Source organism: Bacillus cereus group sp. BfR-BA-01382, from assembly GCF_022663475.1.
Taxonomy (GTDB): Bacteria; Bacillota; Bacilli; order Bacillales; family Bacillaceae_G; genus Bacillus_A; species Bacillus_A thuringiensis_S.
In genome coordinates, this window is the sequence record NZ_JAKUFQ010000015.1 from 74105 (window position 1) to 81519 (window position 7415).

Here is a 7415-nt window from a genome sequence, read left to right on the forward strand (position 1 = left end):
TCCTAAAGGTTAGTTATTCACATTTACTTCCTGTAACGGCTGTAACTCCTCCATAAAATCAAGCAAAGATCCTACAGTAAGAAATGCTTTTGGATCTACCTCATCCTCTGGAACGCATAGCTTTAAATCCATTTCTATGTATACAATAAGCTGTAACATCATTACCGAATCTATATATAAATCTTGATTTAAGCGCATCGTTTCTTCTAAATGCGTTACATTTTTCAGTTCCATTTTTTCTATCATAATTTTTAACACGGCATTCTTTAACGCTTCCCGTCTCATGTTGTAACCTCTCCCATCTCTAGTAACTTTCTACTTACTTTTCCCGTTTTATTTTTAGGAATTTCATTTACACTTTCAATTTCATGCGGAACTTTATAAGAAGGTAAGTGCTGAATACACCATTCTCTTATTTGCACTGGATCAACATGAGAGATCACTTTCGCTTTAACTATTTCGCCCATCACAGGATGTTTCCCTCGATATACAATTGCCTCTTGAACACCTTCCAATTGAAGCATTGTTTCTTCTACCTCTATAGGAAAGACTTTTAATCCTGAAACGTTAATTACATCATCCATACGCCCCATAAAATGAATGCCACGCTCAGATTTATACCCTAAATCTTTCGTGAAAATTTCCTTATCGTTCATTTTCACGACGATTTCTTCCGGTGCATTTTCATCTGAACCTATGCTTATACTCGCATGAGGTAGAGGGTTCCCTAAATCTAAATGGCTTGTCATATCATGACATATACTAATACAACCTGCTTCAGAACAACCATATTGCTGCATCATAAATGTTGTCATTTCTTTTAGTTTATAAAATAGTGCTTCTGGCAAAGGCGATCCGGATGTCATAATTTTATGAAACCGAAACGTTCCTAATGGAAAACTCCCCATAATGTGTAACATAAGTGGCACTGCATATATGATATGTTTTTCTGTATTACGAACTATATTTAATGCGAATTTAGGATTTTTGTTCGTAATGATTACAGGCTTGCTCCCCCTCTTAATTGCTGATAACGTACCACATATTAGTCCGTATGAATGTGAAACAGGAGCCATAACGATTGGCACTTCATCTACTCCACAGTTTAAAGCTTCATTATAAGCGGTAATTTCCGTATCAACTTCTGTCCATGCTCTACGAATCAATTTCGGTTCCCCTGTAGTTCCAGAACTATATTGCAATAAAGAAGGCTCTTCTAGTAAAAAGTTCCCTACTTCTAATTTTGTAAAATCCCCATATTCTCCATATAAAATTCCTACACAATTTGCACGCTTTGCCATTTCAATAGCTGTTTCTTTTGGCGTATCTTCATGTATAAGTAATACTGATGATTTCTTTTCTTTTAAGAAAAACACAAGCGTAATAATATCGAATGGATCTTTCAGACAAAGTGCAAATCTATTTCCTTCTGCTTTTTGAAATTGTTCCATTTCCGCATAAACTTGTAATCTCAATTCAAAATCACTTTTGCTATACTCTTGTTTATTAACGATTAGCATAATTTCCCCCTGTAACAACTGATTTTTGTTTCATAAGTTGTCTTACTCTATACAATGGATTTGGAACTTCATGAACAAGCGATTCCACATCCATATATAATCGACGTTTCGTTAATTGTTCAGCATAGAATGTAGGTGCATATAATTGAATATTTTCAAATCTACCTTTCAAATGTGGATATATTCTTAAATGATTTTCAATTTCTTCAACAACCATTATCCAAAAACGTTCTTCTTTCAATCCATATTCATCCGCAAGTACGAACGCTAATTCTCCTAAATTAAACAGGAAAAGTGCATCTAATACCATCTCTTGCAAACATTCGATGCGATCCATTTCAAAGAAATCATTCATTTTTCCATTCGCATATGTTCTATGCATTTTAGTAAAGTCGGGACATTTATCAACTTCTTTCAAATATGGACGATAAAACTCAAGCCCTTCATGAAAATCCTTTAACGCAATACGAACAGGCACCCCTTCTTTATGGACTAGAATCATATTTTGTCCATGTGATTCCAGTGCGATGCCATGCTCTACAACAAGATGTATAACTGGTATTATCGCTTTTTGAATAAGTAATTGTAGCCAATCCTTCATTCCATATTTGTTCAACCATGCATCAATAATTGGTGTACCATCTTTCTCTTTAGCGTATAAACCATTAAAAGGAATTGCGTCCTCTTGTGCATCTAAATACTTGTGAACGCTTTCGCGCCAAATACATCCTAATGAACCATATATAGCTTTCTTATTTGTGTCATACGTTACACTGGAAAACTCCTTTAACAAGATTAAACGTGCTTCATCGCTTAAATAGGCGTCATTACTTACAACATCACTTAACCAATTTGATATTGCTGGTGCACTCACAACAGAATACGGTTTCAACGTACGGAGTGTTGAAGTGTTGAGTAAATTCATCGATAATTTAACGTACGGTTTCTTTGGATTCGTAATATTTCTTACCGTTCTCATTGACTGTTGTGCGCAATACTCATCCTCTGATGTTCCTAAATAAATAATAAATTTACCCTGTATATGATCCGCATAATTTGAAATGATGAAATTCTCCCACTGCCAAGGATGAACAGGTATAAACACGTACTGTTTTGGATTACATCCCCGATTACAAATTCGCTCCATAAACTCTTCTAATTTACGCTCACCAATCTCCTCTATTAAAATTTCGTCATAAATTACTTCATTCTCATACCCTACACTGGAGTATTTTTTATGCGCTGCAATCCATATGAGTTTTATTGGCTGCATAAATTCATATCCATATTGAAAATTGTCACGATATTGAAATCCAATACGAGCTTTATAACTAGGGTGATATGGATGGCCGTCTATTAAATGGCTTTCAAACTCATCGTAAGATTTTTGATTGTATTCTTTCTTATTATTTCTTTCATATTGTGCAATCGTGTCTTTAAATATTGTTTGTTCTAATTCGTGCATAAAAGAATCTAATTTGGCTTGTTCTACACTAGCAACTCGAAAAACTTCTTCTAGAAATTGCGAGACAGATTGTATTTCTTGCTGTTCATCTTGGACTCTTACTATTAATGAGTCTAAAGAAATACGTCCAAATGTCATCCGTTCCCTGCCATAGCATTTGTACGTGACACTTTTGTCTTCTTCATCAAGTCCTTGTATTATAAAAAGAATTTGTTCTTCTTTTTCTATGCGAACCGGTGTAATAATCCCCTCATAAATTAACGATTCTACTAATTGACGTAGCACTCTTCTTCGTACTGAAATGTAATCTTCTGATTCGAGCGCCTTCAATACTTTCGTATGATACATGTCCACTCTCATAAAACCCTCCACCTCATGACAAAATACCATTATTTGTATTACGTGAAATTTTAACGCTATTTATGAACGAACAGCCACTTCTCTAACGAGCGGATTATGTACTTGCACATAAATTGCTTGCTCTAATGGATTACTTAACTCATCGACATCGAAAAATCTCGTTAGTAAATTTGCTTTACACGCTAACTTATCTTCGTCCAATAATTCTCTTAAAAATGTTGAAGGTTCCCGGTTATACGGAAGGAATGATTCAAGTACAGACCTTAATTCCGAGAGAAGAATTTCCTCCTTAATTAATCCTGCTGTGCCAAAACCATTAATGAGGCCAAACATATGATTGAAAATTAAGTAGTAACGAAATCTCTCATCCACAATATAGTCGTCATATAAATTTCCAGTACGTTCTCCAATACCAGCTAATTCATTATTAAGCATCTCTTTCATTGAATTACAGAAATAAAATCCTTGATTATCACGGAAATAATATTTGACCGGATAACCATCTTTTAGCTGAACAACGCTATTTTGCTGATGAGCTTCTAATGCAACACCATACTGTAAATACATCCATACCATTGGCTTTAAAGAAATATTCATATATCTTCTAAACCACTCTAAGCTTACTTCTTCACAGCTTTTACTTTCTAAATCTGCTAGGCGATGAATAATATTCGATAACCGCGTACGCTCCCCAGGTATAGCATCTTGAACTAGCCCAGCAATTAATGTTGCGTCGTTTGCATGTTCACTATAAAAAGGGTTCTCGCGAATAATGACTTCAAATCCAGATTCTTGTGTTCCATAATTTAATGTAATATAAGCTGGATCACAAATAAAATCAAAGCCTGGAAATCTTTCTCGTACTTCACCAATAGCCGTATTTAACATTTCCTTCCCTTCAAGACCACTCTCAAGTTCTTTCAGTTTATTAATACGCATTGAATTCGTTACTTTCACCGGAAATGAAAACTTAAGCATATACTTCGAATCGGGATGATACAGCGTCCTTAGTGATGATGTTGCCATAAAATACTTACCTACAGGTCCAATATACTCAAGCAATTCTTGAACTATCCAATCCTGTACGTAAGCTTGATGCAAGAGCCATTCTGCCTGAAGCGGATGAATTGGAATTAATGCATATTGATCTTCCTTACAGTACTTCGCTATAAATTCCTTACTAACCATCTCATCATTACTTAATTCTTCTTTTATAATCGTTGTTGTAGAAGCTGATAATAATGATTTTTCATTTACTATACTTTTATGTGCCCGAAAATAATGAAGCTGACATTCTCCTTTTAATTCTGGAGAATACATTTCACTTTTCCAATCCAATATCCCCTGTCTACTCTTTGGTGTAGGATGAGTTAAATGCCCAAATAATAAAGACTGCTCCGCTTCTATAAAAGTTGTATTGAAACCGTATAATGCGGATGTATCTTCTATTCTCTCTTTTATAAATTCCTCAATATTTTGACAACTACGAATGACTCGAAGCATAAGTTCCGCAGGATTCGTTCCTTCTCCGTAGTTGATAGACATCTCTTTTATTAAAAATGTAATAACTGTAACGTAATCTGCTTTAATAACAGAATTACTATCTCCAATTTGATAATAAAATTTTTCTCCAAACAAATGGCGATCTGTTGATGATTTATATATAACTTCTCCATACAAAGTAACGTTCTGTGCCGATAGCCGACAACATAAATATGTGGGGACTGTATCTCTATTCAACGTATTACTGAAGATACTCTTCATTCTTTCATCCTCTGTAATCCATTCTCCACTCCCTGTTTCTCTTAAATAACAGTTTAAAAAGCTTTGTAATGTTGCATGTTCTGCGATTTGTTTCGCATGCTGCATGTTGGTCCTCCTCTTTATATTAAAGCTATCGAAATTTTATATAATAAACGATAATTGAATGTCGTTATCAATTATGATTCTAATTGATAATGATATTCAATTCAAGAGTATATTTCAGAATTTTTTTATCAAATAAAATTTTTCTTTTTTTCTTTCTTTTCTTTAATCTAGTTAAAAGTACACTAGAAAAATTCTTGTTTTCAAACTAATTACCTACTTTTATTAATCCATTTTTTGATGGATTAATAAAAAGGTACACCAAATGAGGTATACCTTTCCCTATGATATGTTTACATAATACTATTATATGCATCAATCTATATAGCTGTTTGTTTTTGTAACAAATTCAAATCTCTCCAACAATACGCTGTTTCTTCTACCTTTACTCTCTCTAAAAATTTCGTATCAATTTTTTCAGGGTTGAATTTTTCATAAAACTTTTTAGAAGGATTATTCGTAACGACCCAAACTAAAAGAGATTGCATATCATTCTTTACACATTCTGATAGTAACGCTTGAAATAACTTTTGGCCTATTTTCAATCCTTGATACTGTTGTAAAAGATAGATTGCATATAATTCCCCATCACAATTATATGCACCGCTTCTTTCAACTCCCCCATCAATAAATCCGACTATCGTTCCATTTAACGTCTCTGCTACAAATCTATATTGGCATGTATCTTCTTGTTGAAAAATGTTTTCCCATTGTTTTTCTCGTTGCTCATATGTTATATTTTCTAAAAATTCGTCAGCAAATATACCTTTATACGTTGTTTTCCAGCTATCAACATGCACCTTTGCTATACCTCGTATATCATCTTTTATAGCTCTTCTAATATGTATTTCCATCATTTCTCCCCCTTGTTATTCATCATTATATCAATTTATTTCCTTAAAAATCCAAATAAAAAAGAGTGAATTCACTTCACTCTTTTTTATCACAATTATCTACTTTCCACTTCAACTGAAACTACTCGATCAATCTCTTTCAGGGAACTATATAACTCTGTTGTATATAAATCTTCTGGAGCTAAAATAACCATTTCCAATTGCTGAAATGCTCCACTATCTATATCTTTAATTTTCACGCGTTTCACATGCATGCCTAAATTTTTAATTTGCTTAAATATACCATCTAACTCATGATGCTCTTTAACAGTAATTTTTATAGATAAATCCTTTTGTCTTAATGAATACGGTCCTGCAATTTTCACAAGTTGCGGAAGTACATTAATCGCTAAAATAATTAAAACCATAGCAACTGTCGCTTGTAAATAAAATCCCGCACCAATTGCGATCCCTAAAGCTGAAGCAGCCCACACCATAGAAGCTGTTGTTAATCCAGAAATAACATCATTACTTCTTCGTAAAATGACACCTGCGCCAAGAAAACCAATTCCACTAACAATTTGAGCGGCCAGTCGCATCGGATCCATATTTGTATGTCCTGGAACAGAATATACATGCACAGATTCAATTGAAACCATCGTAATTAAACAACTTGCTACAGAAATAACCATACTTGTTTTCACACCAAGTGGTTTATTCTTTAGCTGCCTATCTATCCCGATGAATAATCCTAAAAAGAGTGCTAAACCTAATTTGAGTAAAAATTCATATGACATATTTCCATTCTCCTTACTTTACAATGTTTCCCTTAGAATAACTCACTATAACTCTTTTATGATATCAATTCCAGTCTTTTCTATTCATTTAACGTAAAAAACCGAAAAAACATTTATAACGATGTTTCTCCGGCTTTTTATTACACTTTAGATTCTTCTTTATTTCTGATCTTTAATCTTAATTTCTGCATCTTTGTAGAATGCTAATTTACTGTCATTATACTCTTTTGTAAATTTGTTAAACTGCTCTTTCGACTTTTGTGCTTCCACATTTAATTCATTAACAGTTTTAACTTTTTCACCGATTTCTTTTAATTTCGTTTCTTTTACTTTTAATTTTTCATACAGTTCTTTTTCAGTCGCTAACACTTTCGTGTAATTTTCATTCATCTTTTTGAATGCATCATAACGGTTTTTATACGACTCTTCTACTGCTTTTGCTTGTTTTTGTAACTTCTTATCTTCAATCTTCTCTATATTACTTTGAACAGATTTTGTTTCCTTCTGTGCTTTTTCTAACATTTCTTTTTCACTTTTCAATACTTTTTCACGATCATCTACATTTGCAGTAGCT

General features: G+C 33.4%; 7 protein-coding genes. All 7 read right to left on the reverse strand.

Going from position 1 to position 7415, the window contains the following annotated elements; all coding sequences use genetic code 11:
* Positions 1-9 precede the first annotated feature (9 nt).
* Positions 10-285: a petrobactin biosynthesis protein AsbD gene (gene asbD / locus MR160_RS09450; protein WP_001250559.1), complete on the reverse strand. Its 276-nt coding sequence runs from the start codon at positions 283-285 to the stop codon at positions 10-12.
* Positions 282-1520, reverse strand: coding sequence for an AMP-binding protein (locus tag MR160_RS09455; RefSeq protein ID WP_086398519.1), 1239 nt, complete (start codon positions 1518-1520; stop codon positions 282-284). Before MR160_RS09455 ends, asbD begins: the two co-directional genes overlap by 4 nt.
* On the reverse strand, positions 1507-3345 hold the full coding sequence (locus MR160_RS09460) for an IucA/IucC family protein (protein ID WP_001261817.1): 1839 nt from the start codon (positions 3343-3345) through the stop codon (positions 1507-1509). The genes MR160_RS09455 and MR160_RS09460 overlap by 14 nt, the downstream gene beginning before the upstream one ends.
* A 60-nt stretch (positions 3346-3405) precedes the next feature.
* Positions 3406-5214, reverse strand: a complete 1809-nt coding sequence (locus tag MR160_RS09465) for an IucA/IucC family protein (protein WP_074789653.1) — start codon at positions 5212-5214, stop codon at positions 3406-3408.
* Positions 5215-5531: 317 nt separating this feature from the next.
* A complete protein-coding gene (locus MR160_RS09470) occupies positions 5532-6065 on the reverse strand; it encodes a GNAT family N-acetyltransferase (RefSeq protein ID WP_000402427.1) in 534 nt (177 codons plus the stop codon).
* A gap of 95 nt (positions 6066-6160) precedes the next feature.
* Positions 6161-6841, reverse strand: a complete 681-nt coding sequence (locus tag MR160_RS09475) for an MgtC/SapB family protein (protein WP_000119510.1) — start codon at positions 6839-6841, stop codon at positions 6161-6163.
* Between the two features lie 159 nt (positions 6842-7000).
* The coding region (locus MR160_RS09480; RefSeq protein WP_242297249.1) for a YkyA family protein at positions 7001-7415 on the reverse strand (415 nt) is incomplete at its 5' end.

What these genes read in the sequence shown, in the direction of transcription:
- asbD (WP_001250559.1), bottom strand. Translation starts at nt 285, where the DNA reads ATGAGACGGGAAGCGTTAAAGAATGCCGTGTTAAAAATTATGATAGAA.
- MR160_RS09460 (WP_001261817.1), bottom strand. Translation starts at nt 3,345, where the DNA reads ATGAGAGTGGACATGTATCATACGAAAGTATTGAAGGCGCTCGAATCA.
- MR160_RS09475 (WP_000119510.1), bottom strand. Translation starts at nt 6,841, where the DNA reads ATGTCATATGAATTTTTACTCAAATTAGGTTTAGCACTCTTTTTAGGA.
- MR160_RS09465 (WP_074789653.1), bottom strand. Translation starts at nt 5,214, where the DNA reads ATGCAGCATGCGAAACAAATCGCAGAACATGCAACATTACAAAGCTTT.
- MR160_RS09470 (WP_000402427.1), bottom strand. Translation starts at nt 6,065, where the DNA reads ATGGAAATACATATTAGAAGAGCTATAAAAGATGATATACGAGGTATA.
- MR160_RS09455 (WP_086398519.1), bottom strand. Translation starts at nt 1,520, where the DNA reads ATGCTAATCGTTAATAAACAAGAGTATAGCAAAAGTGATTTTGAATTG.